This is a genomic window from Bacillus sp. FSL K6-0073 (assembly GCF_038006085.1).
Lineage (GTDB): Bacteria > Bacillota > Bacilli > Bacillales > Bacillaceae_G > Bacillus_A > Bacillus_A cereus.
Window position 1 is genome coordinate 463,986 of the sequence record NZ_JBBOUN010000003.1, and the last position, 26,911, is coordinate 490,896.

Genomic DNA, 26,911 nt, shown 5'->3' on the forward strand with positions numbered 1-26,911 from the left:
AGTAGAGTAAGACACGATAAATAGAAAAGGAGAGGTTTTTACGTGGCAAATAGAGGATTTGTAATGGGGAAAACCACAGTGCGAGAAGTATACATTGTTTCACAAGATAAGCCATTTATTCAAAACGAATATTTAATGATTAATGATGAATTACATGGGGATTTACCTGTTGAAGTTTTAAATACAACTACAGTTCCATTTTTATCAGAGTCTATCATGCCTGAAGGATTTGCATTGGATATTGTAAAAGGGTTATCAAAAGAGATTGTAAATGATAGAAAAACTCACATTGCAAGAGTAAAAGTTTTGAAGACTTTAACAAAACCAGTAACGCCAAATGAAATTGTTCGAGATACCACATTTAAGGAAATGGAGAAAATATTAATTCATGCAAAACCATTAGATGCTTTAACTTTAGGAGTTATCTTAGGTACAGAAGAAATGCAATCCAATTTACCGCAAGAATTAACAAATATTTCTCCTCTATGGAAGGGCGGTGGAGCCGTTCATCAAGAGGGTGTTCCTTTTGTGTTGAACTATCGCAAATTCCGAGAATATCCCCATATTGGTGTATTTGGAACATCAGGTTCAGGTAAAACATTTGGATTACGAGTAATTGAAGAGGAGATTCAAAAGATTCGTATTCCAGGTGTAGCATTTGACCCTCATAATGAAATGAATTTTGTGGAGCCGATGGATGGATTAAATGTTTTAGATAGTAATCTTGTTCATGATTTTCAAGATAGAAACCAAATTTTTTATATTGGAAGAGATGTGGGGATTAATTTCCATGAATTAAAATTGGATGAACTGATGAGTCTATTTGATTTCGTGGGAGAATTAACAGAACCACAACGAGGGGCATTAGAAGTTTTATATGAAAAAGGAGATACGTTAGCACATTTGAAAAACAAAGTTATCAATTTAAAAGTAGCTTTTGAGGTACATGAAAATCCCAAACCAAGTACTAAATTTGGAAAACAAACATCACCTGAAGATGAATTAACAGATGAGCAAGTGTTACTTTACACAAGAAATAAAAATAGGGTTTCAGGAAGTAAAACCTTACAAGCATTATCTTGGAAATTGGATGCTTTAGAATCTACAAATATTTTTGTAGGCGATGTTGATGGTGTAGAATCTGCGATGAAGCAAGGGAAAATTGCAGTGATTCGCGGAGATATGTTACGACAACAAATGGTAGCTTCATATATTCTAAAAAAACTCTATAAAAAACGTAGAGACTATCAAGATTATCAAGAACATGGTGGAGAGAGACCTGAGTTCTTTCCAATGTTTTTCGTTATTGTTGATGAAGCACATAACTTTGCACCACGTCATTCTTCACCTACGAAAAAGGTGTTGAAAAAGATTGCACAAGAAGCTCGTAAATATGGTGTGTTTGAGATTTTCTGTACACAAAAACCAGATGCTTTAGACCCGACAATTGTGGCACAGTTGAATACAAAATTTATCTATCGTTTAAATACAGCAGACGATATGGAAATGGTTCGAAAAGAAACGAATTTGACAGAAGATGAAATGAAACGTTTACCAGAGTTACCATCAGGTCATTGTTTTGTCTCCTCTGCAACATTACCTAAAACATTTGCGGTTCGATTCCGTACAACCTTTACAAAATCACCACATATGCTTGACCCATTTGACGAGTTTCATATGTTTATCGAGGATATGGAAAAGAATGATTTAAGTAAAGTATTAAAAGAGTTTTTACCTATTAAAATGGGGAAACTTCCAAAAATTCATGAAGATATTAACGAAAGAGCAGGAAGAAATGTATCAATGGTTGATATTGCTAACGAATTAACTAAGATGACTCGTTTAGGTATTGTAGTAGAGAAAAAAACATCATTTGGAAGTGAATATATGGAGAAAAAGGTAGGGTAAAATCCTGCCTTTCTCTTTTGTAATTCAAATAAAAGTTACCTTCATAACTTTTAGTAAAAAACGTTTCATATTACTATAATAAAGAGATTATAAGAAACAGGTATTTTTATAAATTGTATAAAAAGGAGAGAATGAAAATGAAAAAGGTACAGGTAGCAGTGGTAGGAGCAAAGCATTTGGATTATGTTAGAGTGGGTACAAAGGTAGAATTGATAAAAGACCCAAATCATCCAAAAGATAAATTTGCAGTAAAATGTGTAGATTCAAGAGGTAATAAATTAGGTCACGTATCAGGAAGAATCCTTTCATTAACAGGCATATCAAATAAAGAATTACATGCTAAAATGACTAATGATAGCATTGAAGGTAGAGTAGAATCTCATCCATCCATTCAATCAAGTAATGGATGGATGAGTAAGATTGGATTGACTATAGGTGTGATGATTGACGAGGAGAACGAAGAAGGAGCTGTAGATAAAGATATGAGTCATTCTGTTAAAATATTGGAACGTGAGGTAATTGTGAAAGGAAGCCTTAGACAATATACAGGGAAAACAAAAGTGATAAAAGCTTTTCAACAAGGTGATACAACGTTAGTTTCATTTAAAAAAGAGACAGATAAAATCACTACGTTATTTCAAGGTGAGCCCGCAGGTGAAGTAAACCTGAGTAGTAATGATGAATCAGTTCAATCTTTAAAGAAAGGGTTACAAGTGTTAAATGAAGTAGTGGGTAAAGTAATAGATATCAAACCAACTACGTATACAGTTTCTTTTAAAATTGATGAGTCTATTTTTAACCAAGTAGCTGAAACAGATGATGTAAATACATTAAAAGATGTAAAAGAAGAAGTGATGAATAAAGTAGGAATTGAAAAAGAGGAGTTAGAAGCAATTGAATCATATCTTCGAAGTAATGATGTTTCGGAAAAACATATTATTCTTACTTTTGAAACATATAGAAAGTATGACGAGGATGTGGCAAACCGTATTCCTAAAAAACCTGAGACTTTATTCAAAGATACGTTTGGAGCAGTGAAAAAAGCTGTCGTGTATACAAACAAAGGAAAACATTTACGTTTAGAAGGAGAAAAAGGTACAGGAAAGAACGTGTTTGTTCGAACTTTAGCGTGGATTTATCAAAGGCCATTGTTTGAAGTGTCTTTAAATAGCCAATTCGATAAGATGGATTTACTTGGTTCTAAGTCTTTTGAACAAGGAACAAATGAAGACGGAAAACCATTTTCAAATGTGATTTTTGAGAAAGAAGCATTTGTAGAAGCAATGGAAATTGGAGCTTTTATAAACTTAGATGAGGTGAATACTGTTGACCCATCTGTGTTAGTGCAAATTCACTCAGCAGTTGATGACCGTGGAGCTATGCAAGTGCCTGGATATGGTTGGGTAGAAGCGGGGCAAAACTTTGGTGTCATGCTAACAATGAATAAAGATTACATAGGAACCAATCCTTTGAACGAGGCGACTATGGATAGATTTACACCAATTTTATTCCCATCTAATAAAAGCATTATTGAAACGTTACGAGTACGTGTTCCATCTGCAACGTTAATTGATATTCAAGATGCGGATAAGATTTATAAAAATATTTTCGCAATGGTAGAAGGTGGTCAAATCTCAAAAAATTGCTTAACAATTCGAGGGTTTATTTCTGCATTAGAAGTAGCAGAGGATTTAGGATTGAAAGAAGCAATCATTGATAATGTGGCAAACCGAATTGAAGATGAGGACTATAGATATTACGTGATGAATGTAATTGATAATGAACTTGCATAAAAAGAAAACGGAGTGATTTCCGTCACTCCGTCTTCAACAGGTATTCAAAAAATCAATTAAAAAGGAGATATTTTTCGTTATGATACAACATAGTAACAAAACAAAAAACATCATAGATTATTTTAACAGAAAATCCATTTATAATCAACTCAACATGGTTATTTTCAATTTATTAGGAAGAACAGACATTCCATTTAGTTTAAATGTTGGGGGAAGTAGTTATACCGATTTTAAGAAAATCGTGGTGGGACTTCCTGAAATTTTTGTAGAGAAATCATTTTCATATGAAGAGATTTTTTCAGCATTAAAGGCTCTAACAGGACATGAATCAGAGCATATAAAATCCTCTGACTACAGGGTTCTAAAAATGTTCTTAAAAGATGGTTCTGAGTATTTAAATGAAAAATTTCAAATCCATCAAAATCATGGGATGAAAATTGCGAAACATGTACTAAACTCGGTAGAGGATGGTCGTATCGAAAAACGCCTGTGTAATAGAAAAAAAGGATATAAAAAACATATTCAATTCTTAAATGCTACTCTTTGGAAAGAACAGCCTATAAGAAAAGAAAATGAATTACAAGATTTTTTATATTCCATTACAAGCTATTCTGTAACAGGTCTATTCCCAAAAGATTTTGAGGTACATTATAAAAATACAAGAATGGAAAAAGAATTAAATAAGATAAAAACAATGACGATTAAAGGAATCAATGAGTCTACTGCACAAGGTTGTGCAAATAGATGCATGAGAATTATTGAAATCACAGCTCCTTATCTTGCAGAGTTGTTAAAGGATGAAGGAAATCAGATGTCTGTAGATGACATGTCAGATTACACACAATATACTTGTGAAAATCCTGATACAACATCATCTGAAAATCCAGGAAATGCAATTTCAGTTCATTTTAAATCCGAGGAAGAATCTAAGGATGATTCTTCTCAAGAACAGGAACAAAATGAGGGGGATGGCAATGGTATTTTAGGTGATATGAAGGGAGAAGAAGGCGACCCAAAACAAGAAGAGCGTTTAGGTGAAGCTAACTCAACGAGTGAAAATAATGAGGATTCTAAGGAAGGTGAAGATTCTGCTGAAAATGAAGAAACACAAGAAGGAACAGAAGAGGAATCCGATGTAAACAATACAAGTAAACAAGATGAATCTAAATCGAATTCAATTTCAGATGATAGTATTGTAGAAAATATCATTGAAAATGTACGAAAAGATGCAATGAAAGATGCTGAGTTTGCTTTAAAAAATGCAAAAAAGGAAGAGGATAAGCAAAAGAAAGAATCTAAGAAAAAGGCCAAGATAGATAAAGGTGTGACAAAAAAAGAAGTAAATGATGTACAGGAGGCATATAGTGATAATAAATACGGAAAACAAAAGCCAACACTTACTATATCTCCCATCACAAAGAGAAATAGAGAGTTAACGGAAGATATAAAAAGAGATGGAAAACGATTTAGAAAAGAAATCGAGGAAATATTTAAAAATAAAAAAACATATGATTCCAGACATAGAAGAAAAGGAATACTTGATACGTCTTCGATTTGGAAAGTCGGGACAAAAGATTACAATGTATTCTTGAAAAAAGGACAACCACAAACAACGGACTATGTAGCATACATGTTAGTTGATGGTTCAGGTTCTATGATGGATAGGGTGGATGAGAACAATAATAAAGTATCTTGTTCTCAAAAGGCTTGTGCAGTAATTGAAGAAGGGATAAAAGGTTTTATTCCCTTTAAATCAACTATCTTTCGAGCAAGTGGAAGAAATGTAATGCATACAACTGTAAGTGAGTTTTCAAATGATAGTAAATTCAATGAATCATGGAATGCGTATTTCGAAGCTAATGGTGGAAATATGGATGGATTTTCTATTCGTATCGCTATTAAGGAGTTACTACAACGTCCAGAAAGAAATCGTTTATTAGTGATTCTTTCAGATGGTCTACCATCTGCTTACCCATCGCAAAAGTTAGGACAAGCAGATGTAAAAGATGCTGTGAAAGAAGCGAGGAAAAATGGCATAAAGGTTGTATCTATTTGTTTCGGAAGCAAAAGACATAGAGAAGAAACGATAGATGTATATAATGATATGTATCAAAAATCGGTAATTTCTTGTGACCCATCAGATATTAACAAAGAGTTAACAAGAGTTTTAAAAAGAGAAATTACAAGGTAATAAGTAGAAGAGTCGTATGGAAGTTATCCATCGGCTCTTTTTTCTTTTATCTGAAGTTTTCTTTCCTCTTTACTTTTTGACTATAGTTAATGTAAAATGAATCTATATTAACTATAGTCAACGTAAATTTAGGAGAGGAGAGAGTAATGTGCAAGTTGTATTTCCTAATTTAAGCATTGAAAAAGGAACTATCGTTGAACTGCATCTCGAAGGAGATAAAGTTGCGGTAAAAAAGAATAAAGATGATAATTTTGAACTTATCTGTACATTGCCTCTAAATAAATTTGAAAAGAACAATCGAAACTTATTCGAACGCAGACAAATGTTTAGAGCAGTTGTAAATGGAAATGTATTAGATGTTGTACGTTATGTCAGCCTTCATGGACATACAGGATATTCTTTATTGGATGGTGCAACAAAAATTCATGAAATGGTTGCAAAAACGGAGTGGGCAAGTGCGATTACTGACCACGGTGTTATGTACGGGACGTTAGATTTCTATAAAAAAATGAAAAAAGCAAATAAAAAACCGATATTAGGTTTTGAAGCATATATTGAAAATTTAGATGGCAAAAAAGAAGGTAAACATCAGTTGTTACTTGCGATTAACGCAACAGGTTATCGTAACCTTGTTAAGTTAACAAGTATGGGATTTGAGAATAAGTATTATAAACCTCATGTAAAACTGGAATGGTTAGAAAAATATAGTGAAGGTGTTGTCTCAACAAGCTCATGTTTAGGGGGGCTTGTCCCTCAAGCGATTATTAAGGGAGATATGGATTTAGCTCGTAAAACAGTACAAAAAATGATTGATATTTTTGGTAAGGAAAATTACTACATTGAAATCCAAAGACATGGTTGTGAAGAGGAGGAGGTTGTAAATCCTGCGTTGCTTCAATTGGCTGAAGAATTTGGTTTAAAAGCAATTGCGACTTCAGATAGCCATTATACAGAAATTGAGGACGCTTCTGTACATGAAATCCTGTTATGTATTGGAACGAAAACAACAATGGATGACCCAAATCGTATGGTCTTTCCAGGGAGTGGTTATCACATTCACACTTCTGAAGAAATGGAAGATTTGTTTTGGGATATGCCAGAGCTACTTGATAATACACTTGACCTTGCAGAAAGAATCAACATTGACATTCAACTTGGAGAAATCTATCTACCTGAATTCCCTCTACCAGAAGGATTCGAATCGCAAGCGGATTACTTTGAACATTTAGCATGGGAAGGATTTGCGAAACGATTTAAAGGGCAGAAAGAATTTAAAAGTAAAGAATATCGAGAACGATTAACCTTTGAGATTGAAACAATTAAAACCATGGGGTTCCCAGGTTATTTCGTTATTGTATGGGACTTTATTCGATTTGCAAAAGAGAGAGGTATTTTAGTAGGACCTGGTCGTGGTTCTGCTTGTGGTTCTTTAGTTGCATATGCCTTAGATATTACGGATATTGACCCGATTCCATATGGACTTATTTTTGAACGATTCTTAAACCCTGACCGAATTTCAATGCCAGATATTGATATTGATTTCGAGGATACAAGACGTGAAGAAGTAATTGATTATGTGAAAGAATTATATGGAGAAGAAGCAGTTTCTCGAATTATTACATTTGGTACATTGGCCGCAAAAGTATCTGTTAGAGATGTAGCTCGTGTATTAGATAAACCATTAGGAAATATGATTGCAAATGCCATCCCTGAAAAACCAGGTATGACATTAAACAAAGCATTGAATGAGAGTCCAGAATTCTATAATATGTATCATTCTGATGCAGAGGTAAAAGAAATTGTTGATATTGCTCTTCGTATTGAAGGTTTACCTCGTAACGTATCACAACATGCTTGCGGTGTCATAATCGCCCCAAGTGCCGTAACAGACCATATTCCTCAGGTTCTATTAGAGAACACAGATACAGGAGCCTATGAGCATACAACTCAGTATAACAAAGATGAATGTGAAGAGATGGGCTTGCTAAAAATGGACTTCTTAGGTCTTCGTACAATGGGTGTTATGGGACGAGCCTTTATTGATATTAATAAGAAACGAAAAGAGTTAGGGTTAGAACCCATTACACTTGAAAGTATTCCACTCGATGATATACGAGTCTATGAATACATTGCAAAAGGTAATACGGCAGGGGTATTCCAATTAGAGAGTGCAGGAATGACAAACTTCATGATGGAGTTATTCCAAGATGCACATACATTAGATGCTGAAATGGGGAAACAATTGTTTGAACGTTTAATTGCAGGGATTTCGTTGTACCGCCCAGGTCCTTTAGATGAAATTCCGAATTACATTAAAAACATGTTAAAGCCTGAAGGAATTGAATATGATGTTCCTCAGTTGCAACCTATTTTAGAAACGACTTACAACATCATCGTATATCAAGAGCAATGTATGTTTATCGTTCGTGAATTAGCAAACTTTACACGAGGACAATCAGATACCATTCGAAAAGGGATGGCAAAGAAAGTAGAAGCTCTTTTAAATGAGTATGGTGAATACTTTGTACACGGTTCAGAGGAAAAAGGAATTACAGGTTGTGTTGCAAATGGAATTGATGAACATATTGCAATTGCTTTATGGGAACGAATGAAGAAATTTGGACGTTACGCATTCAATAAATCTCACGCAACAGGTTATGCGAATATTGCGATTAAAACAGGTTTCTTAGCGTATTACTATCCAACAGAATATATGTGTGCTACTTTAAATTCATTTATCACAATGTCAGATAAAATCAAAGCATACATGGCTGTGAGTAAACGACAAAAGATTGATGTCTTACCACCAGATGTAAATAAATCAAGAGAAGTATTTACGGTTGAAGGGAATTCTATTCGATTTGGCTTACAAGGTATTCGAAATATGGGTAAAATATCAATTCGTTTAATTGAGGAAAGAGATACAAGAGGAGACTTCCGTAATTTCCAAGATTGTGCGGTTCGAATGGCAAAATATCAAAAAGTGGATAGAAGAGTATTAGAGGCATTAATCTTCTCAGGTGCAGTCGATAGCTTTGAAGGTACACGTAATTCGAAATTAATGATGTTAGATGCTTTACTATTGGTAGCTTCACAAGAACGAAAAGACTATCAATCAGGACAATTGTCTATCTTTGATATTCCGTTATTAAGCCAAGATAAAATCAGAGAGGTATTAACTCCTACATTAACAGAGTTTAACATTGATTTTAAATTGGAAAAGGAAAAAGAGTTTGCAGGGTTTTATATTTCAGCACATCCTCTTGATTCGTATGAAACATTGTTAGCTGAAGAAGAATTTTGTGAGATTGGGTTCTTACAAGATACAGATGAAAAAGATGAAGCAGATAGAGTTCGTTCTTATAAAAAATCTATTCGTGTTGCAGGTATTATTACGGAAATTGAAACGTACTACACGAAAAAAGACAATAAACCTCTTAATGTATTTAAATTAGAAGATACAACAGGGGAGATTAAGTGTGTTGCATTCTCTAACGTATTAGAGCAAAGTACAGGTCTGTTACATGAAGGTAGTATCATTGCGGTTGAAGGTAAATTTGAAGAGGATGACCGAGGCACACAAATCATGGTAAAACGAGTGATTGATATCCATGATGTTGGTAATGATGGGAATCCAAAAGAGATTGTTCTTTTAGGGTCTCGCAACGTGAATAATGCACGAAAACAATTTGTAAAAGTAAGAGATTATTTGAAGGAATATGAGTCAGAAGATAGTACAGTGCCTGTTTATTTTATCTTTGGGGGCAATACTTACAAAGTAAACTACACTCATTTTAATTTAACGATGATTACACAGATGCAAGAAATTGTAGGGAAACAAAATTGTCGAGTGAACTATTAAAGAGAGGGAGATAATTCTCTCTTTCTTTTTATCAAAAGGAGACATGACAAATGAAAATTATGCAAAAGTTAAAAGCTAAAGCATTACATAGAATGACTATCAGTAAATTAATTTATTTAGAAAAGGAATTTGTAGAAAATCGAGCTACAAAGTCAGATGAGCGTTTTTGGAAAGAATTATTAGAGGAATTAAGATGGCAATCAAAATTCATTAAAAGAGGAAACGAAAGTTTATCGTATTTCGAGAATGTATTTAAAGATTACCAAGAGAAATTCAGTAATAAAAATTAAATTATTTATCTATAAGGGAATAAAAATATAAAATTTAGAGGAGTGATAAAAATGAAGAAAAGTATTTTTGTAGTGGGTGATTTACATGGGTGTAAAGAGAATTTAGATGAAGTACTTAAGTCTTGGAATCGAGAAACAGAGCAACTTATTTTATTAGGTGATTTAATTGATAGGGGACCAGATAGTTTAGGGTGTATTCTAACTTCCATGAAATTACAAGAAGAGTATGGAGCTATTGTTTTAAAAGGAAATCATGAAGCTATGTTTTTACAGTGGTTAGACATGCCACATTCATATGCAGAATCCTATTTCAGAAATGGAGGAAGAGAAACCCTTTCAACACTTTTAGAAGGCTATGAATTTAAGAATCTGACAGAAGTTGCAGACTACATAAAACGAGAATTTTCAAGAGAAGTAGAGTTCCTTAGAAATCTTCCTCTTTATCATGAAACAGATAGTCATATTTTTGTACATGCAGGTGTTAATTTAATCCTACAGGATTGGCGAGAGTCAGGGGAAGATGATTTCTTGTGGATTCGAGAACCATTTCATAAACGAAAAAACAAAACAGGAAAAATCATTATTTTTGGTCATACGCCTACTCCGTATCTACATCATGATGATAATAATTGTGATGTTTGGGTATCTCCGTGCAAAACCAAAATTGGAATTGATGGGGGAGCGGTCTTTGGTGGCTATTTACATGCCCTTAAAATTAGTGAATCTGAAACTTTGAGGTTTTCAGCGTAATAATAAGAAGGTGTGGAAGTGAAAACAATATCTCTTCTGCATTTTATACATGATACTAAGAAAGGAGAATCGGAAATGAAATGGTTAGTACAAGAGTTTCTAAATTATAACCCCAATACAATACGGATTCTAAAAGCATTAGAAAAGTGTTCTATAGAGTGTTTGATTGTAAGGGTAAACAAAGATAATTCACTAACAGTGATTGATAAGGAAACGAAAATACCAAGAGATAATTCTGATAGGATATTAAAGGATTTTATTTGTAATGAGCAGGTAATGGTCTATGGCTCTAAAACTCTTGCAAACATAGCAAAAGAAATGAATTTGGAGCCTGGTTCTTTTGTGAATGACCAATTTGAATTTGAAGTATTTCAGCAAGTATTGGGAGATGAACTATTAAACAAAGATTTTATTGTAGGTGATTTATGGGAGCTAAATCCGATAGATGAGGAGTTCTTTATTCGACCTACAGGGAATACAAAGTTATTTACAGGTCAAACGGTGACAAGAGAAGAATTTTTGGCATGGCAGAAACGAGAATGTAAGGAGGATAGTCCTTATCTTGGTCAAAAATTAATGATTTCTCCTATACAAGAAATACAAGCTGAATATCGTTTCTTTGTCATCAATCAGAACATCGTGACCAGTTCTTGTTATAAAGAAAATAAAGTCATGAGCACTGTCCATAAACCTTCTGATGAATTACTTTCTTACACAATGAAAATGATTAACCAATTCCCATTAGCAAATGCATTTGTAATTGATATTGCGGAGACGAATAATGGATTTAAAGTTGTTGAGTACAACAATATTAATACTTCAGGTTTGTATGATTGTGATGAAATTTTGCTTGTACAAGCTATAAATGAAATGACAAACTAAGCTTTATTGTAACTAAAATAGATGATAGGAGATACACAAATGAACCATTCAGAAGTTATGAAGATAACCCAATCTAAACAAGTATTAGATAGATTTTTTGTGGTCGGGGATATTCATGGATGTTTATTAGAATTTACAACCCTGTTAAAAAAATGGGATAGAGGTACACATAGACTGATACAATTAGGTGATTTGCTCGATAGAGGAAAAAAATCAAAATCAACATTGATTTTAGCTATGTACTTGAAGAAACAATGTGATGCTATTTTTTTAAAAGGTAACCATGAAGAATTGTTTTTGAATTTTATAGATGACCCTGTAAACGAGGGGGAGTTTTACTTGAATCAAGGTGGAAATGCTACAATAGATTCGTTTTTAGGAGAAAAGGCATCTATTAGACATATGCCTGAATATCTTGCAAACTTAATGAAAGAGAAATATCCAGAGGTCATTCAGTTTATAAGAGACATGCCTTATTTTTATGAAACAGAATATTTTATATTTGTACATGCAGGAGTGAATCTTGCGTTATCCGATTGGAAAAACACATCCGAAAAGGATTTTAGTTGGATTCGAAAACCATTTCATTATGGTATAAATGAAACAGGAAAAACAATTGTATTTGGTCATACTATTACAAGAGTATTAAATGAAGATAAGTCCAATGATGTTTGGATATCTCCATGTAAGACAAAGATTGGAATTGATGGTGGAGCAGTCTTTGATGGTCAACTGAATGGATTAGTTATTGACGGGAATACATATAAGACGATTTCAGTCTAAAAGGGGAAGAAGTTGTATTAAAAAAGCACCTAATAATAGGTGCTTTTATTTTTTATCACTTCCATTTGAAATAAGAATATCTTTTTAAAAATGAAGTGGTATTTTTTTCTTTTTGATTATTCCTTGTTTTATTATAATCTTTTATCATGGTTTTAATTTTGTCTTTTTGGTCTTGAGAGATATGTTTTTGTGAAAATTTATCATTATTATGTATGATTTGTAATTGTGAAAGCATGTATATAATTTCTTGCAATTTGTAGTCAAGGTAAAGAAAATTGTATTGTATTTTAAAGATTTTAATCATACAGAACAGAACAAATAAAAACAGTAAAACCGCCAAAATGGTTCCTATGTTATGGAGTGCTTCATTTAGAGTAACTTCTTTAAAGTATACTTGGTTATTAAATGCGGCCCAGATGGGAATTAAGAATACAATAGAAGTGTTGAAGTATGAACCTAAAATGGCAAAAGGCTTATTCTTTTGTCGATTATCAAGTTTTTGTTGAAATAAAGAAATAAGCATTTCAATTTTTTCTTTGTTTTCTTTTGTATTTTTATTCTCAGTATCTATGAATTTATTTTCAACTAAATATTCTTTTAACAAAAATAAACGAAAAAGTTCCCACTCTGTACTATGTAGTTTTATTTTATAAAATCTCCTGGTAAAATTTATTGCAGGAAGATTAATCAATAAAATTAGTGACATAATAGATATTATTAAGGAAATAAAGAAAAATGTAGATAATAATAGAAAGTCTTGATTATTATAAATAATATAGGGGGCGGGAATTAATACAGAAAGAAAAATTATTATACCTACAATAATGATGTTAATGAGAACATGTTTGTATGCTAAAGCATAATTACTCAACTTTTGTTTGTAAAATTTTATTAATAATGTTTCAATCAACAGTGTTCCTCCTAAACATTTTAAGATGATTTGTTAATATGATTATATCATTCTATTATATATTTTAGGTGTAACGCATTAGAAAAAATATTAGTTTAATAAGTAATAGAAGAGTGCGAAATACATAAAAAACACCTTATTTGCCTGAAGGTGTTTTTTATATGTAAGTATTATTTATCTTCTGAGGTAACTTCTAAAGGTTTGATTAGTGTCATTGTCTTTAAGCTTACTTGATTTTTCATAGGAATAACAGTAAAGGTTGATTTTATTGTATTTGTATCCTTATTAAAAGGAGCTGTAATTAAACTGTTGCCTTTGGTACTAATTACAATAAGGTCTTCTTCACCCTGAGTAACAATTGAATATTCTTCTTGTTTTTTTGCTGTATCACCGCCTAACCTATATGAGCCAATTCCTAAAAATATAAAAGCACTAAGAATGAAAAAGACACGGTAAGGTTTCAATGGTGTTAAAAGGAATTGCAATTTAGATTGGACGTTAGGTGGGAAAAACTGATAAAAAACTATACAATTTGTAACAAATGCCCATGCCAATATATATTTCCCATCGAATTTGTCTATGTTAAAAATCCAAGATATAAAGATGGGGACAAAGAAAAGAATGATAACAAAAGCAATTGTTATACTTTTCACTCCACCTTTTCTGAGGAAAAATTCAGGTGCTAAGAATATGTATCTAACAACAACATAAGCTACTGTCAGGGGGAATAGATAACGAAATGATACTAAAAAGAAATGAACAAAATCACTTGTATCAATTGTTAATAAGGAGTAATCATTTAATTGATAATAATGATGATATCCTGATTTAAACAGGGCTGTAAACGAATAAGTTAGTGCTGTTAACAACAACACAATAAGGGTTGCTTGACTTATAATCTTAAAGAATTCATTATTACTTTTTGTTTCATTGTTGTTGATTTTTGTAGAGGCAGAATCAGGTGTTTCTTGTACTGGATGAGTATTTTGTGATTTATTATTTTGTTTCTGCTTAGTTCTATTTTTATTAGCCAAAATAAAACCTCCTATATTCGTTAATTTCAGATATTATTATATCAAATAAATATAATTTATATAGGTAATGTAACCAAAATGTAAAATAGTAGGGACTATCATGATTTAACATTTGTGAACATAAAAAAAGATGTACCATTATAGATACACCTCTTAATCATCGTCATCATCATCATCTTTATCTGATTTCTTTTCATTTTTATAAGCAGGTTTATGCCATCCGAATGAAATAACTAATAAAATCATCATTAGTAATCCGATAACAACGGCTGAAAAGATGTTTAACTCGGTAGTTTTAACAAGTACAAAAGCAATCAAAGCTGTAGGGAAAGAAAAACCTACTAATGTAGTGATAAATACTACAAAAGCTTCCTTCATAGACATTTCTTTATATTCAACTGTCTTTTCTCCAACAGTTCCTTTTATTATTTTTTGCTTGGCCATAGTGATGTTCATCCTCTCTCAATAAAATATCTAATGTATCTTAGTGAAAAATGAAGTACACTATTAATAAGTCCTATTGCGAGCACGTTTTATTCGCCAGAGTATCTATTCACTGTGATTGAGTAATGGTGTATTTTAATATCTTCATCAATAAATCCTCGTCTTTGAGCACCTTTCAGCGTCTCATACATAGCTTGACGACCTGGTGGATTGTCAGTGTGAATATAAATTTTCTCAGCAAATAAATTGTGTAAGCAGAAATATTTTACGAAATCATAACCAGTAGGGAGTAGTTTCCCATTCTCATCTTCTCCTAAGTCGTGGTCAAGTGAAAGAATTTGAACATCATAGTTTGTAAGGAGTTCAATTGCTTTCTCCATATTTCTTGCAATTGTAAATTCTTTGGGACAGTCTCTTTTATCGTCTAAATATACATTGATTTTTTCTTTAGTCATTTTATTTCAATCCTTTATGCATTGTATTATTTTGTTTCTGGTTGAACATAGAATTTGCAACAATCCATTGCGTGTTTACTGTACTTGTTTTTTGTTGCTAATTCTTTTACTTTATCTTGAGCATCTTTCAAAGTAAGTCCAGATTCTACAGTGTGAAAAGTAGGTAGTACATGGCAGTAATGAATCACTTCATAAGTCATCTGAATCCATCCTTTCCTTATATAATCTAACACATAGAAAAATGAGGCCAATTAATATTGGTCTCATTGCATGTGTCGATTTGGGTCAATTGTTTGGATTGATTCACTTTTTCCTTGGGCGTATTCGATTGTATGGTAAGTACCTCCATTTGGGATTCCATTCCAAACTGCAAGTAAATAGCCTCGTTCAACAGCTAACATATCTACCATATATTCATCTCTATCGTACATAGTTTGTTCGTCTACATACTTTTCTCTTGAGACAAAAACAACCTCATCTGCCTCATGCAAAATTCGATGATATCTATCTTTGTCAGCTTTACGCCAAGGGTCTTCTTGGCTTGCACAAGGAACGGCACAATGCAGAATAATTTTTTCAGGAAACATTTTCTTTAGTTTCAATGCAATTAAAGCGAACACTGTATCAATTCCTAACGCCATACCAGTTACTAACCTTAGCTTTTCGCCATCTTCTAACAATGTGATTTGTTCCAAAATAAAATCTCTCATTTCTCTTCCAATAGAAACATACATTGGATGATAAATATCATAGATATTATTTAATTTCTTTGGTCGATGACCTGTAACAACAATAATCATAGCTCAAACATCTCCGTTTTCATGTTATAGTTTTCTATACCTGTTTTTATAAATACACTTATTATAGATTCTGAGATTGATATTCATTCGAACTCTAATTACTCTTTATAGGAGTCTAAAATATTTTGAATCGTTTTTAATGTTCGTTCTAACTCTGGAATACTACCGTATAACCCGCTACCATTTGTTTTTATTTCAGCTTTAAACAAGTTAACATCTGTAACAACTCGAATAGGGACAGAATTAAGAATGAAAGTTCCTTGAGGAATGTTATCTCCGTAATCTTCCGTTAATACTCGCAATCCTCTACAACCTTGAACACCTTTAGTTTGCTTTGTTTCTTGCATCCATACATTTCCGATGCGTTCGTATTTATGGATTTCAACTAACAACCCATCTGATATACGATAAATATCTTTAACTGGATGTGATTTTATTTGTTCCATAAAAGCCTCCTTCAAATATTCTGTCACCTTAAAATAACATAGTTTATTTACTATAGTCAATAAAATGTATAATATCATTTGTCTATCAGTAAATGATATTTTGTTTTTTTTATTGACTTTACTTAATTAGTATATGATAATTCGGAATATGAATTATATGGATATCTGGTTATATACTAAATAAAACGCTATATAATACAGAAGCGAAAATATAAAAGAGGAGTGACTTATTTGCTTACTGTATATAAAAAAGAAATTATAAAATTACTACATATTAATAAAAAAATGGAATTACTGATTAAAGACGAAACAGTGCAACATTCTATTCGTTGTGCGGTATTGGCAAGTAAATTTGGTATGTATTTAGGATTATCTAAAAAGGATTTGAATAATTTAATTGTAGGTGCTTTGTTGCATGATATAGGGAAGTTTTTATTACCAAAAGAAGTCTTATATAAAAAAGGACGATTGTCTGAAGAAGAGTTTGCTATTATTAAAAAACATACAATTAACATTCCGAATGTAATGGTTAATGATGATGTTAAGGATATTATTCAACAACACCACGAAAGATTGGATGGAACAGGATATCCTTTCTCACTAACGAGAAAACAAATTCATCCACTCGCTAAAATCATGAGTATAATTGATGTATATGATGCATTATCTCACAAACGTTCTTATAAAGAAGCATTTACAAAAGAAGCAGTGTTGAAGCTAATGGTTGTGGAATCAGATAAACAATTTGATAGTGGATTACTAAAAGGATTCATTAGTTATCTTGAAAAGGAAGGTTTATAAACCTTCCTTTTTTTGTTGACTATAGTTAACAAAAGGTATTATACTAATAATAATAATTGTGTAATTTTGGGAGGAACAAAAGTGAATGGAAAAGAAATTAATTTTAAAGTCGGAGATTTAGTAATGTGTGAATATATAGAGGGTTCTTTTGCGAATTCTCGAATTGTTTCGATTGATAAAAAGAAGTTAATGGCGAATGTTAAAATTGGAATTGTGAGCCGTTCATCAGAGAAGATTAGGGAAGAAGAAATTGAAGTTTCATTGGCAACTTTAACACCTTGGAACCCAAAGAAGAAGTGAAAGACGACAGGGGATTGATTTGATGGAAAAAGAAATATTTATTTTGGTGGGACCATCAGGAAGTGGAAAAACAACATTAGGAAAAACGTTAGAAAAAAGAATGGGAATCCCTGAAGTAATTTCTCATACCACAAGAAAGCCAAGGGCAGGGGAAGTAGATGGGAAAGACTATTATTTCGTTTCAAATAAAAAGTTTGATGAATTGGATAAAATAGAAAGTGTTGTATATGCAGGGAATTCATATTGTGTCAGTAGGGAAGAGATAGATAGTAAATTAACGATGCACGATAGAATCTATGTTATTACTGATATTAATGGGGCTATGCAGGTTAAAAAGGCATATGGTGAAATTGTAACGATTATATTTATTTCTCTTTCCTTGATTCGTATGGCATGGAGGATGTTTAAAAGAGGGGATTCTTTTAGCAAGATAAAAGATAGAATTCTATATTGTATTAAAAATAAAGAGAGAATGAATCACATACATGCAGATTATGTAGTTGTAAATAATAACTTTGAAAGCTCTGTACAAGAATTGAATAAGATTGTTTCGAAAAAGATAGTTTAATATTTAGCTATCTTTTTTATTGATTGAATCAATACAAATAAAAAATGAGAGGTATATAAACCTCTCATTAAAAATAGCTTATCTATTCAACTATAACAATACAAATCTCTTTTTTTAATGGGCAATCGGGTTCACCATCTTTGCTTGTTGTATAATACCAATTATCTACAACTGCATAAACATTTTTGTTTTTTATGTTTTGATATAACTTTCTTCCCCAAGAATCCTCGCCTACAAATTTAACTTTAATTTCCATGTTATAACCTCCGTTGGTTAAAATTAATTATTTTTTATCATTTAGCGATTTCGTCTAAATCAAATCCATAAATATCTTTTATCCAATCCTTAATTGTTACATCATATCCACCTAATAAACCGTTCCATTGAACGACACACGCAAATACTTCGGACTTATGCATATATAAAATGGTATTGTCCATTGACGTATCATCCTTTTGTAATCCTAAACTTTGTCTAACAGTTTCAATTAAATGTAATGGGTATATAGTTTTTAATTGTTCTGTTGCTACAATTCGTTTTAAATCATTTTCTATATTCTCGTATATATTATCTATTCCAGGAACTCTATAACTATAATCAATAGAAACTAATGTGAAGTTTTTTCCGTTTTCGATATCATCAAATCTATATAGAAATTCATGTGTGCTCTCATGATTTCCATCTTTAAAAGTGATGAACCCATCCATATAACCTTTTAGGTCGCCTTTTTTATATACATTAATATTATTAATTTCATATGTTAACATTTCTTTTCCTCCCAAATAATTTTTTTATTAATCTAATATATATTTTGGATATACTTAATTTAAAAAAGATAAAGCAACTATTTACAGTTGCTCACCTTTAACTATCTCAATGGCTTTTTCAAGACCTCTGATTTCACCTATCTTTTTATAAATTCTACGATTCTTGTCCATATGAAAATTACCATCTAACTTTTCGAGTTGTGTTAATTCCTCATTAGCCTCTGCTAAAGTATTCGCTAAATCTTTTAATATCTTTTTCATTTCTATTCCACCTGTTCATTTTATTTTCACTATAAAAATATCATTTTTATAAATATTCACATTTGCATTTCTGAGCTTTTCTATATGCTCTGATTCTCTTATTTTTATCAGTTCTACGTTTACTTTCTTCTAATGCTTTATACAACGATTCCACAATTTTATGAATTGTAGCGTTTTTCCCAGTAGTGATAAATCGGTCTCTGAGAGAGTAGGCATTACCAGTTTCATAAGTTATAAAAGCCATTTCAAATTTCCCTATTTCAAAATCAGCTCTATAACCTTCTTTGTTTTCTGCTGTAAAATAACAACTACCAACATTTAAAACCGTTAAATCACTTTCGTTTGCTTGAACGTAATTTAAAATGTCTTCAAAACTTTCCTTTTGTTCAACGTAATTCAGAATATAATTAAAATCCATTTTTAAAACCTCCAATTAGTAAAAAAGGGAACCTTTTATTCACAAGTAACAGATTTCTGGAATTCATCTGCTAAACTTTCATTGAAAAATCTTACAGCATCAATGAAATAATGAACTATATTTTCGAATTCCTTTGCTCTGTCCATATCATTTTCTTTTTTAGCCCAATTCCAAAAAGATATACGCTCGTTAAATTCATGTCTAATATCATCATCAGATAAGACAAGCTCTCGCTCATAATCTTTAACGGGTTTTCCAATCTTATATTCTTTCACACCAAAAGCCCTTCTAATAATTCCGCTTTGCATTATTACTCTTCGGCTCTGCTCTCTGGTTGCTAAGAATTGAGTATATAAGTCATTTAACTTGGCCATCAACTTTTTATTATTCATTTTTCATTACCTCCAAGAATAAGTAAACATCTTTTTATTAAACAAAATATACTATTTATCAATCTTCATTCAAACAATCTTCACAAGCGTTGCAAGACCAACAATAAGCACAACCGCAATCATTGCCACCACAATCGCAACAATTATATATTTCGCCACAATTACATGTATTCGCCATTTTCTCCAATCCCTTCATAAAAGAATTATTCAGTTATAAATTGGTGTTAAATTGTTTTTCTGACAATATTCTTCATACATATCGTGATTTTCTTGTATTCTTCTTTTGACAGAAGAAAGAGAAAAGCAGTCTTGCAATAATCTTTCCTTTAATACCATATCAGATACCATATTGTTATTATTTAACCATTCTGAATAAGTCATTTCCGTTACCTCCACTTAATTTAAAAATCATTTTATACGAGTGAATTGATTAACAATAAAAATTTTTCATTTTAAGTTTTAATTCACTTAATCCTGGCTTTGATAATGTTCCTTTGTACTTATGTAAACGTCCGTGAGAAACAGTTCGAATTTGTTCTGTTTTTATAATCCCATTAATAGAACAATCTTTATCTATAAGTAACTCAGAGTTTACTTTCATGTGACAATCTAAACTTTTATCAGCATGAGTGATAGGTACAACAACTACTATTTTTTGAGATTCGTTATAACTATCAGGTGAAACGATAACGCATGGTCTAATCTTGTTCATTTCAGAACCAACGTTAACTCCTAAATCGACAGTCCAAATCTCCCCGTGTTTAGGTTTCTTTTGTGTATAGCGTTCTTTCACTGTATACACCATACCTTTAGGTGTGAACTCTTTTAACCCTTTGAAAATTTGTAAATCTGTTTCCGTTGCATTTAGCAGGGCATTTTCTACATCTTCTCCTTGGTAGTAAACTGTACTGTAAACCTGATTTGTTTGTTGTGTATTTTCTCCGACCTGTTGAGTATCTCCTGAAACTGTTTGATTCATCATAATCTCTCCTTAGAAATAAAATTGTTAAATTACCTGTTTTTTTATAATCTACTTATTTTATTCGAAAATGAAAGATTTATAATAAAATGCACAAAAAAAGAAGCTACTTTAATAAGTAGCTTCTTTTTATTGAAATTAATTTCCGAATAATAGACTCACATCTGCATCTGTTATTTCTACTTCCTCATTTTCGTCTTGATTATCGTCCTTATGTTCTTCAGGGAGTTTTTCTTTTTCAGAGTTCTCGTCCTCTTTAGGCTCTTCAGGAAGATTTTCTTTTTTAAGTTTTTCGTCTTCTTTAGACTCTTTAGGAGTAGGGATTTTAATATCGTCTTTTTGGTTTTCTTCTGCTTTTACATTTTTAGGTGTTTCTTCATTTGTTTGAGTTGTTTCGCCTTCATCCATAACAGATTCTTCTTTTTTGTGATTTGTAACTTCTTGTTTTTCTTCACTTTCTGTTATTTCTTCTGTTTTAACAACAGGATTATTAACAGGCTTTTGTTCTGTTATAGATGCTGTAGGGGAAGACGTAACTGGTTCTTGTTTCTGAGAAGATTGTAATTGAGCTTCTGAGAACTGAACAGGGTTTGTTATGAAATCAGATAGCATAGCACCATTTACATTAACGATTTTTTCAAATGCTTTTTCTACCGCTTCGTTATAAGTATTATTTTTTTCAGGGAAATAAATTTGAAGTGTTTTTTCAATCATTTCAAACGTGTTCATTAATTTATTTATCCCTATTGAAGATTCTAATCGGACTGCCATTAGGATAGACTCACTAACCTTTTCTGACATGTTTTCACTATTAGATGCCCATTTTAATAATATAGGGTTAATTGAATCATAATACTTTTTATTTTGAAGGGAGACATTTATATGTTTCTTATATTTACTCTTATCCATATGCATTCTCCTTTATGGAAAGAAACAGGATAATATCCTGTTTCTTAAAGTGCTACTTTGTCGTCTTCTTTAAGGAAAGGATTTCGACTTTTTTCAAAATCTTTTTCTTTTACTTGAGAAACGATTTTAGCAAACATAGCAACTAACTTTTTCTTATCTTTTTGCACTTCAGGGATATGTCTCATTGAATAGCTAATGCAATTATCCCATTTTGCAGTTTTAGAAAAGTCCATATTGGAAGTGTTGTGTGGTAATAGAGCTTTTAAATAGTTTTCTAAGCGTAATGAACCTCCACCTGTGAAAATGATGTAGTGTCCTTTTTGTTCAATACTAACTCCACGACCAGATAATTCATCAATAATACGAATTTCGATAAAGTTGCATACAACATCTTCGATAAATTCAGCACTATCTTTATAGCCATCAATATTGTTAACCTCTACAATTCTACCATCTGAAATGGATTGTAAAACATCAAGTTCAGATACGTTAATTTCATCGGCTTGTACAACTTTACGTAATTCGGTTTTAATGTATTGCTCTAAGTGGTTAATACCTGCTTTGTCTAAACTACAAGAGTTAATAGTATTCCCTTTTGCATCGTATTCTCGATAGTTTACATTTTGTCCACCGATATCAATGATATGGAAGTTTTTTTGTTCTTTTGATTGCATACGAGGGAATAAAGCCATTCCTTCTGGTTTTACAGTGATTGAACTGATTGTGAATGTTTTCTTTTCATCATTTAAGTGAAGAGAAATTTCACCTTTTTTATCACCTAAAAGTAATTCTTCAAATTCTTTACGTTGTTTTTCGTTTTCAAAATCACTTGAAGGGTAACCAACTACTAAATCAATTTTTTCATTATCTTTTTCTACAATATTAGCAATTGCAGTAAGAACACATAATTTATGATGGTCATTGTTCTTTGTGATTTCAAAGTTGTATGTACGTTTTACACCTTCACCAACGATGTATTTTTGACCATTAATTTCTACCTTGAATTGAAGAGCACTTGAGCCATCAATTCCACGGAAGTTTCGTTTAGCCTCTGTCTTTGAAGGGAAGCTGAATACTTTATCTAAAGTACCATCTTCTTTTACAGAAAATACTTTTACTGCATTTTTACCTGGGTCTACAATAATCATTCTATCGCAGTTTTTAGTCATGAAAGGAATCCTCCTTAATGTTTCTAACGTCTTACTTGATTTTACTATGAAAAATCAAAGAACGTCAATAAAAGGTGTATAAAATTTTATATTTCATGTATTAATAGAAAATAGTATTTTATTTGAAAACATATTATGCGCATGATATTTTGTATACGCAACAAAAAACAAAACCCCTCCGAAACATAAACCTATATAACAAATAAAATAGAAAGGAGTTATAATAAACTCCTTTCTACATGTTTAGAGTGCATATGTGATTTTTCCTTCATCTGTTTTGTACGTAACACCATAAGAATCCAATACCTTCTTGAATTCATCTTGATAAATAGTGGAAGTATTATTTTCTTTCTCAATGAAGTCATTTGTCGTATCAATAATTTGTTCTCTATCAATGGCTCTAAGTGTCTGAACTAATATATCTAAAGCAATTAATCTATCATTTAGATTTGTAAAGATTGAAGACATGTCTTCATTAGATAGTTCTTTTTCTTTTGCTTGTAGTGATGATTTAGCATTGTTTATACGTTGTGCCAATCGGTCCGTTTCGTTCGTAAAGATATATTTATTCGATTTCCCTTTTTCATAAAAGATAACTTCAGATTTTAAGTTTAATAAAGAATCTAAAATAAAATTGTGTGTATCTGAAGAGAGTGAGAGAAGTGATTTTCTTTCATCTGTCATGCTTTTAACTTTTAAGTCCTTTTGGCCAAAAGAAAAAATAGGTTTCTCGTCAATTGTTTTTGCATTTTCTTTTTCAGAATGGTCAGTTTTAGAAACAGATTTATCCTCTACAGAAGTTTCCGTTTTTTTAGTCGGTTCTGCTTCTTTTTGATTTTTTACACTCTTTGTTATGCTGTCGATTTTATGATTGCTATTGATGACTGTCGTGTTCTTAGATAGGAAATAATAAAATAACTGGCAAAAAGAAGCGAATATTACAATGATAAATATCAACATAATGACCTTTGAAAATTTCTTTTTCCTTTCTTGTGATTGCGTTGGTCTATTTCCTCCAAAAGAGGGGGTCTTAGGGAGCTCATCTTCTCTAAAAACGGTTTGGCTTTGTTTTTCTTCTTCTATTAAATCGTCTTTTAATTTACTTTTATTTGTCGTCTTTAATGGAATGACTTCACCATCTTCATATTTTAAATATGTAGACGTATCTTTGGGATTTTTATTGAATAGTTTTAAAAACCAGTCTTTCATTTCTACCACCACCTTCATTTTGTATAGAATATAGTACGTAAAATGGAAGTGAAGTATAAATAAAAATGGTAGAACCACCTATGCACCATACCTTTTTTATTTTTGTGGTTATGTTAATAACATAATAATAGAAAAATAAAAGGGAGGCGGTTGCTATCGAACTACAATTATTAAATATACCAAAAGCAAAAGAAAATCAGTTTGTAAAGAAGGGAATAGAATCAGTAGAGGATTTGATTCGATTTTTTCCACGTAAATATTATGACTTTAGGGAGATAACCTTAATACAAGATGCTATTCCTGATGAATATCAATCTATAAAAGGTATTGTGAAAGAAATAAAGACGAAGCCCAATGCAGTTATTTTAAAAGTGAAAGATAGTAAAGCATCTATTATTTATGTTACATTCTTTCATCAATCCTATATTGCTCAGAAGTTTACTATTAATGAGTCTTATATATTTTGTGGAAGAGTCTCAGTGACGTATGGATATAGAAAGTTTGTTTCTATGGCAAATCCTATCTTACATGGACCATCTTCAGAATTAAATCCTGGAATTCTACCTGTTTATTCAAAAATAAAAGGAATGAGTGACGATTATTTAAAAAGATGTATGAATAGTGCGTATTCGATTGTGCGTTCAGATGAATATCTTGAAAATAGTATCATTAAAAAATTTGATATGATTTATTTTCGTAAAGCACTTCAATATATTCATTTCCCGAAAACTACTGAGGAGATAAATGAAGGGAAAAGTCGATTTTTATTTGATGAATTATTCTTTTTTAACCTCAATTTATTACAAAATGAAAATAATAAGATGAAGCAATCTCCATTTGAAATAGATAAATTCGAATTATCTAAACAACTAATGGGAGAATTGCCTTTTGAATTAACAGAGGGACAAAGAAATGCTTTAAGAATGATTTCAAAGAAAATGAAAAATAAAGAAAGAGTGAATGCCTTAATCCAAGGGGATGTAGGGTGTGGAAAAACAATGGTTGCTATCTTTTCTTTATTAATGGCAGTAGAAAATGGCTATCAAGGAGCCTTAATGTGTCCCACAAGTGTGTTGGCAAAACAACACTATGAAGAGATAACGGAACGATTTTCCTCTTTTGGTATTAAGGTAGCATATCTTTCGGGAGACATGAAGGTAAGAGAACGAAAGAATGTTGTTAAAGCCATAAACGAAGGAGAAGTAGATATAGTCGTAGGAACTCATGCGGTATTAAGCAAAGATGTAGAGTTTCAATCGTTAGCACTTACAATTGTAGATGAAGAACATCGTTTTGGTGTCAAACAAAGGGAGTTACTTCAATTAAAAGCAAGTAAAGGTGTTCATACCATATCAATGTCTGCGACCCCTATTCCTCGTAGTTTAGCTCTGACGATACATGGTGACTCGATAGATGTGATGAATATTAAATCATTACCGAAAGGAAGGAAGCCAGTAGAGACCACGTTGATAACCGTAGAAGAAGATTCTTATCGAAGGATTTATGAGGAAGTGAAGAGCGGAAGACAGGCATATGTCGTTTGTCCTTTAGTAGAAGAAAGTAATAGTGACAGGCTAAAAGATGTGGAAAGTGTAGAAGAAGCATTTGCAAAAGCAAAAACGTATTTTGAACCAAAAGGAATACGAGTAGGAATGGCTACAGGTAAAATGAAGCAACAAGATATAGATGCTGAGTTAGATAAATTCGCAAATAAAGAATATGACATTTTTATATCTACTACGATTATTGAAGTTGGTGTGAATGTGCCGAATGCAACTGTGATTCTTATTAAGAATGCAGAGCGTTTTGGGTTAGCTCAATTACACCAATTAAGAGGAAGAGTTGGACGTGGTAGTTATCAATCCTATTGCTTATTATTATCTGATAAAGCTACAGAGATGGGAAGAAGGAAATTAGAAACGATGTGTGAAACAACTGATGGATTTCTCATTGCCGAAAAAGATTTAGAATTGAGGGGAACAGGTGATTTTATCGGAACAAGCCAAAGTGGTCAAGATAAGTATGTCATGTTGATGTTAGGAAATACGGATTTAAATGAATCAATTAGAAATGAGGTTAAAGATATTCTAAAAAATCCTATCCGTACTGCTTTTTACAAACATTTATTGAAGAAAGAAGAATGAGATTTCTATATCTCATACTTTTTTTTGAAGGAGTTACCGTTAAAACGGTAACTTTTTTGTTTTGGACAATTTTTCGGTAACCTTTCATAGTTTTTATAACCTATATTATACGAGTAAAAATACAATCTACTACCTTGTGGTAAAAAATGTATAAAAATTCATTGACCAAAATAAAATTAAAAATATTTTATTGACTATAGTTGACGAACGTTGTCGAATCATGCTAATATAACTAAGCACGACAGCAGTTGTAGATAGAAACATATTGAACGATGTTTATTATAGATTCTGCATTTGAGTGTATAAAAAATTTATAAAGTTGGAGGTTGATAGTTGTATGAATGAACAACATCTGCACAGGTCTCTATCGTTGAGACAATTAATTATTTATGGAATGGTAAGTATGTCACCGCTTGCTCCATTCCAAGTTTATGGGATGGTGACAA

29 protein-coding genes are annotated in these 26,911 nt (G+C 31.7%); 12 read left to right on the plus strand and 17 right to left on the minus strand.

The annotated features are described in order from the left end of the window. Positions 1-42: 42 nt before the first annotated feature. The 8 genes from MHB52_RS34010 to MHB52_RS34045 all read left to right on the plus strand — a co-directional run bounded on the left by MHB52_RS34010 (position 43) and on the right by MHB52_RS34045 (position 12,459). The gene (locus MHB52_RS34010; RefSeq protein ID WP_061662709.1) at positions 43-1,908 is read left to right on the plus strand and encodes an ATP-binding protein; all 1,866 of its coding nucleotides are present in this window, start codon (positions 43-45) and stop codon (positions 1,906-1,908) included. Positions 1,909-2,045: 137 nt separating this feature from the next. Next, a complete protein-coding gene (locus tag MHB52_RS34015) occupies positions 2,046-3,701 on the plus strand; it encodes an AAA family ATPase (protein WP_253703213.1) in 1,656 nt (551 codons plus the stop codon). Positions 3,702-3,780: 79 nt separating this feature from the next. After that, positions 3,781-5,892, plus strand: a complete 2,112-nt coding sequence (locus tag MHB52_RS34020) for a hypothetical protein (protein ID WP_253703211.1) — start codon at positions 3,781-3,783, stop codon at positions 5,890-5,892. A gap of 148 nt (positions 5,893-6,040) precedes the next feature. Then, complete coding sequence (gene dnaE, locus MHB52_RS34025) at positions 6,041-9,754, plus strand: DNA polymerase III subunit alpha (protein ID WP_061662707.1); 3,714 nt, start codon at positions 6,041-6,043, stop codon at positions 9,752-9,754. 50 nt (positions 9,755-9,804) lie between these two features. Then, entirely contained in the window at positions 9,805-10,044 is a 240-nt protein-coding gene (locus MHB52_RS34030) for a hypothetical protein (RefSeq protein WP_000700015.1), read from the plus strand. Positions 10,045-10,095: 51 nt separating this feature from the next. Continuing rightward, complete coding sequence (locus MHB52_RS34035) at positions 10,096-10,794, plus strand: metallophosphoesterase family protein (RefSeq protein WP_061662706.1); 699 nt, start codon at positions 10,096-10,098, stop codon at positions 10,792-10,794. Positions 10,795-10,869: 75 nt separating this feature from the next. Further along, positions 10,870-11,676 carry an ATP-grasp domain-containing protein gene (locus tag MHB52_RS34040; protein WP_061662847.1) on the plus strand — a complete coding sequence of 269 codons (807 nt, stop codon included), beginning with the start codon at positions 10,870-10,872 and terminating at the stop codon, positions 11,674-11,676. 39 nt (positions 11,677-11,715) lie between these two features. Then, positions 11,716-12,459, plus strand: coding sequence for a metallophosphoesterase (locus MHB52_RS34045; RefSeq protein ID WP_061662705.1), 744 nt, complete (start codon positions 11,716-11,718; stop codon positions 12,457-12,459). A 55-nt stretch (positions 12,460-12,514) separates the two neighbouring features. Here MHB52_RS34045 and MHB52_RS34050 read toward each other — a convergent pair whose 3' ends face one another. The 7 genes from MHB52_RS34050 to MHB52_RS34080 all read right to left on the minus strand — a co-directional run bounded on the left by MHB52_RS34050 (position 12,515) and on the right by MHB52_RS34080 (position 16,548). Beyond that, the gene (locus tag MHB52_RS34050) at positions 12,515-13,369 is read right to left on the minus strand and encodes a hypothetical protein (protein WP_061662704.1); all 855 of its coding nucleotides are present in this window, start codon (positions 13,367-13,369) and stop codon (positions 12,515-12,517) included. Between the two features lie 170 nt (positions 13,370-13,539). Continuing rightward, entirely contained in the window at positions 13,540-14,403 is an 864-nt protein-coding gene (locus tag MHB52_RS34055; protein ID WP_061662703.1) for a hypothetical protein, read from the minus strand. Positions 14,404-14,556: 153 nt separating this feature from the next. After that, positions 14,557-14,847, minus strand: a complete 291-nt coding sequence (locus MHB52_RS34060) for a hypothetical protein (protein WP_253703208.1) — start codon at positions 14,845-14,847, stop codon at positions 14,557-14,559. An 89-nt stretch (positions 14,848-14,936) separates the two neighbouring features. Next, on the minus strand, positions 14,937-15,302 hold the full coding sequence (locus tag MHB52_RS34065; RefSeq protein ID WP_061662701.1) for a cyclic-phosphate processing receiver domain-containing protein: 366 nt from the start codon (positions 15,300-15,302) through the stop codon (positions 14,937-14,939). Between the two features lie 26 nt (positions 15,303-15,328). Beyond that, positions 15,329-15,502 carry a hypothetical protein gene (locus tag MHB52_RS34070; protein WP_172796986.1) on the minus strand — a complete coding sequence of 58 codons (174 nt, stop codon included), beginning with the start codon at positions 15,500-15,502 and terminating at the stop codon, positions 15,329-15,331. A 63-nt stretch (positions 15,503-15,565) separates the two neighbouring features. Beyond that, positions 15,566-16,102, minus strand: coding sequence for an SLOG family protein (locus MHB52_RS34075; RefSeq protein ID WP_061662700.1), 537 nt, complete (start codon positions 16,100-16,102; stop codon positions 15,566-15,568). A gap of 98 nt (positions 16,103-16,200) precedes the next feature. Then, on the minus strand, positions 16,201-16,548 hold the full coding sequence (locus MHB52_RS34080; RefSeq protein WP_061662699.1) for a hypothetical protein: 348 nt from the start codon (positions 16,546-16,548) through the stop codon (positions 16,201-16,203). A gap of 222 nt (positions 16,549-16,770) precedes the next feature. Between MHB52_RS34080 and MHB52_RS34085 the strand changes: the two genes are divergently transcribed. From MHB52_RS34085 to MHB52_RS34095, 3 genes are all read left to right on the plus strand, one after another. Further along, a complete protein-coding gene (locus tag MHB52_RS34085) occupies positions 16,771-17,349 on the plus strand; it encodes an HD-GYP domain-containing protein (protein WP_253703206.1) in 579 nt (192 codons plus the stop codon). Between the two features lie 81 nt (positions 17,350-17,430). Then, positions 17,431-17,649 (plus strand): hypothetical protein, encoded by a 219-nt coding sequence (locus MHB52_RS34090; protein WP_061662697.1) that lies wholly within the window; start codon positions 17,431-17,433, stop codon positions 17,647-17,649. Between the two features lie 22 nt (positions 17,650-17,671). After that, on the plus strand, positions 17,672-18,217 hold the full coding sequence (locus MHB52_RS34095; protein WP_061662696.1) for a guanylate kinase: 546 nt from the start codon (positions 17,672-17,674) through the stop codon (positions 18,215-18,217). An 82-nt stretch (positions 18,218-18,299) separates the two neighbouring features. On the opposite strand, the gene MHB52_RS34100 is transcribed toward MHB52_RS34095, so the two are convergent. The 10 genes from MHB52_RS34100 to MHB52_RS34145 form a co-directional block, all read right to left on the minus strand. After that, positions 18,300-18,473, minus strand: a complete 174-nt coding sequence (locus tag MHB52_RS34100; protein WP_172796985.1) for a hypothetical protein — start codon at positions 18,471-18,473, stop codon at positions 18,300-18,302. A gap of 37 nt (positions 18,474-18,510) precedes the next feature. Next, the gene (locus tag MHB52_RS34105; RefSeq protein ID WP_061662695.1) at positions 18,511-18,984 is read right to left on the minus strand and encodes a hypothetical protein; all 474 of its coding nucleotides are present in this window, start codon (positions 18,982-18,984) and stop codon (positions 18,511-18,513) included. Between the two features lie 81 nt (positions 18,985-19,065). Beyond that, positions 19,066-19,245, minus strand: a complete 180-nt coding sequence (locus tag MHB52_RS34110; protein ID WP_061662694.1) for a hypothetical protein — start codon at positions 19,243-19,245, stop codon at positions 19,066-19,068. A gap of 46 nt (positions 19,246-19,291) precedes the next feature. Next, positions 19,292-19,663, minus strand: a complete 372-nt coding sequence (locus tag MHB52_RS34115; RefSeq protein WP_061662693.1) for a hypothetical protein — start codon at positions 19,661-19,663, stop codon at positions 19,292-19,294. 35 nt (positions 19,664-19,698) lie between these two features. Next, on the minus strand, positions 19,699-20,055 hold the full coding sequence (locus tag MHB52_RS34120; RefSeq protein ID WP_061662692.1) for a hypothetical protein: 357 nt from the start codon (positions 20,053-20,055) through the stop codon (positions 19,699-19,701). A gap of 207 nt (positions 20,056-20,262) precedes the next feature. Then, positions 20,263-20,436, minus strand: coding sequence for a hypothetical protein (locus tag MHB52_RS34125; protein WP_154698620.1), 174 nt, complete (start codon positions 20,434-20,436; stop codon positions 20,263-20,265). Positions 20,437-20,485: 49 nt separating this feature from the next. Beyond that, entirely contained in the window at positions 20,486-21,034 is a 549-nt protein-coding gene (locus MHB52_RS34130; RefSeq protein ID WP_242299205.1) for a type II toxin-antitoxin system PemK/MazF family toxin, read from the minus strand. Between the two features lie 138 nt (positions 21,035-21,172). After that, positions 21,173-21,943 (minus strand): hypothetical protein, encoded by a 771-nt coding sequence (locus MHB52_RS34135; protein WP_253703204.1) that lies wholly within the window; start codon positions 21,941-21,943, stop codon positions 21,173-21,175. A gap of 44 nt (positions 21,944-21,987) precedes the next feature. Next, positions 21,988-23,112 (minus strand): ParM/StbA family protein, encoded by a 1,125-nt coding sequence (locus tag MHB52_RS34140; RefSeq protein WP_061662689.1) that lies wholly within the window; start codon positions 23,110-23,112, stop codon positions 21,988-21,990. A gap of 243 nt (positions 23,113-23,355) precedes the next feature. Continuing rightward, positions 23,356-24,321: a hypothetical protein gene (locus tag MHB52_RS34145; protein WP_253703201.1), complete on the minus strand. Its 966-nt coding sequence runs from the start codon at positions 24,319-24,321 to the stop codon at positions 23,356-23,358. A 176-nt stretch (positions 24,322-24,497) separates the two neighbouring features. On the opposite strand from MHB52_RS34145, the gene MHB52_RS34150 reads away from it, so the two are divergent. Next, the gene (locus tag MHB52_RS34150; protein ID WP_080451504.1) at positions 24,498-26,465 is read left to right on the plus strand and encodes an ATP-dependent DNA helicase RecG; all 1,968 of its coding nucleotides are present in this window, start codon (positions 24,498-24,500) and stop codon (positions 26,463-26,465) included. Positions 26,466-26,911: the final 446 nt, after the last annotated feature.

Excerpts from the sequence above, each read along its gene's own strand:
- MHB52_RS34015 (WP_253703213.1), top strand. The coding sequence starts at position 2,046 with ATGAAAAAGGTACAGGTAGCAGTGGTAGGAGCAAAGCATTTGGATTAT.
- MHB52_RS34020 (WP_253703211.1), top strand. The coding sequence starts at position 3,781 with ATGATACAACATAGTAACAAAACAAAAAACATCATAGATTATTTTAAC.
- MHB52_RS34030 (WP_000700015.1), top strand. The coding sequence starts at position 9,805 with ATGAAAATTATGCAAAAGTTAAAAGCTAAAGCATTACATAGAATGACT.
- MHB52_RS34035 (WP_061662706.1), top strand. The coding sequence starts at position 10,096 with ATGAAGAAAAGTATTTTTGTAGTGGGTGATTTACATGGGTGTAAAGAG.
- MHB52_RS34040 (WP_061662847.1), top strand. The coding sequence starts at position 10,870 with ATGAAATGGTTAGTACAAGAGTTTCTAAATTATAACCCCAATACAATA.
- MHB52_RS34045 (WP_061662705.1), top strand. The coding sequence starts at position 11,716 with ATGAACCATTCAGAAGTTATGAAGATAACCCAATCTAAACAAGTATTA.
- MHB52_RS34060 (WP_253703208.1), bottom strand. The coding sequence starts at position 14,847 with ATGGCCAAGCAAAAAATAATAAAAGGAACTGTTGGAGAAAAGACAGTT.
- MHB52_RS34065 (WP_061662701.1), bottom strand. The coding sequence starts at position 15,302 with ATGACTAAAGAAAAAATCAATGTATATTTAGACGATAAAAGAGACTGT.
- MHB52_RS34070 (WP_172796986.1), bottom strand. The coding sequence starts at position 15,502 with ATGACTTATGAAGTGATTCATTACTGCCATGTACTACCTACTTTTCAC.
- MHB52_RS34075 (WP_061662700.1), bottom strand. The coding sequence starts at position 16,102 with ATGATTATTGTTGTTACAGGTCATCGACCAAAGAAATTAAATAATATC.
- MHB52_RS34080 (WP_061662699.1), bottom strand. The coding sequence starts at position 16,548 with ATGGAACAAATAAAATCACATCCAGTTAAAGATATTTATCGTATATCA.
- MHB52_RS34095 (WP_061662696.1), top strand. The coding sequence starts at position 17,672 with ATGGAAAAAGAAATATTTATTTTGGTGGGACCATCAGGAAGTGGAAAA.
- MHB52_RS34100 (WP_172796985.1), bottom strand. The coding sequence starts at position 18,473 with ATGGAAATTAAAGTTAAATTTGTAGGCGAGGATTCTTGGGGAAGAAAG.
- MHB52_RS34105 (WP_061662695.1), bottom strand. The coding sequence starts at position 18,984 with ATGTTAACATATGAAATTAATAATATTAATGTATATAAAAAAGGCGAC.
- MHB52_RS34110 (WP_061662694.1), bottom strand. The coding sequence starts at position 19,245 with ATGAAAAAGATATTAAAAGATTTAGCGAATACTTTAGCAGAGGCTAAT.
- MHB52_RS34115 (WP_061662693.1), bottom strand. The coding sequence starts at position 19,663 with ATGGATTTTAATTATATTCTGAATTACGTTGAACAAAAGGAAAGTTTT.
- MHB52_RS34120 (WP_061662692.1), bottom strand. The coding sequence starts at position 20,055 with ATGAATAATAAAAAGTTGATGGCCAAGTTAAATGACTTATATACTCAA.
- MHB52_RS34125 (WP_154698620.1), bottom strand. The coding sequence starts at position 20,436 with ATGACTTATTCAGAATGGTTAAATAATAACAATATGGTATCTGATATG.
- MHB52_RS34130 (WP_242299205.1), bottom strand. The coding sequence starts at position 21,034 with ATGAATCAAACAGTTTCAGGAGATACTCAACAGGTCGGAGAAAATACA.
- MHB52_RS34135 (WP_253703204.1), bottom strand. The coding sequence starts at position 21,943 with ATGGATAAGAGTAAATATAAGAAACATATAAATGTCTCCCTTCAAAAT.
- MHB52_RS34140 (WP_061662689.1), bottom strand. The coding sequence starts at position 23,112 with ATGACTAAAAACTGCGATAGAATGATTATTGTAGACCCAGGTAAAAAT.
- MHB52_RS34145 (WP_253703201.1), bottom strand. The coding sequence starts at position 24,321 with ATGAAAGACTGGTTTTTAAAACTATTCAATAAAAATCCCAAAGATACG.